Genomic DNA, 711 nt, shown 5'->3' with positions numbered 1-711 from the left:
GAAATTCTTTTGTTATCAGCGAGTTATTCTCCCTCTATTCCTATATCTCAGTTTTTTTGTCCCGTACAAAGATTTAAATCATTTGGAATTGCCGCCAATTTATTCTATGTTAATTAGTATAGCAAGCGAATGGATAACATCGGATGTTAAAACCGCTCGTCTGTCTCAGTATTTTATTCCCCTTATGCGCCTTTGCCTGTGGTGCATCTAAAACCGTGGTTGATGTCAAGCCGGCGGGGCCGCCGCAATACATTTGTTTTGACGGCCGCACCCTGACCTGCGCCCGCACCGGCTACATCTGGCAGGCTAAACGCGGCTGTTTTTTTAGTCACGTTCCCTGCGAAGACTATCAGGCGAATTTTTACGGCTACTACCCGCGGGGTAATCAAATCACCCGCGCCTATTACAAATGCCGCAAGGGGTATCCCTGGCGTTTGGGCGAGATGCAAACCCATTGAGCCCGTTTTCTCCCCCTCTCCCCAACCCTCTCCCGGGGGGAGAGGGGGATAGGTGAGGTGAGACTGGTTTAACTCCCCTCACGAGGCGAAGTCATACTGCTTAGCCCCCTCTCCCGTTTGCGGGAGAGGGTTGGGGAGGGTCCGACCCGGTCACATCGGTAACAAAAATGACCGGACACACAGGTAACAGTTAATCTGCATCCAGACAAATAGTAAGGAGTGTCTGTGATGCCTTGGATAGAGACTGAACCTA

At 50.4% G+C, this 711-nt stretch carries 1 protein-coding gene; it reads left to right on the top strand.

The annotated features are described in order from the left end of the window. Positions 1-143: 143 nt before the first annotated feature. Complete coding sequence (locus tag Lery_RS04425; protein WP_058526055.1) at positions 144-458, top strand: hypothetical protein; 315 nt, start codon at positions 144-146, stop codon at positions 456-458. Positions 459-711 lie beyond the last annotated feature (253 nt).

The sequence above is a fragment of the Legionella erythra genome (genome assembly GCF_001467615.1).
Lineage (GTDB): Bacteria > Pseudomonadota > Gammaproteobacteria > Legionellales > Legionellaceae > Legionella_C > Legionella_C erythra.
The sequence above is the reverse complement of the archived record's forward strand: the minus strand, read 5'-3'. Positions and strand labels throughout refer to the sequence as shown.

Excerpts from the sequence above, each read along its gene's own strand:
- Lery_RS04425 (WP_058526055.1), top strand. The coding sequence starts at position 144 with ATGTTAAAACCGCTCGTCTGTCTCAGTATTTTATTCCCCTTATGCGCC.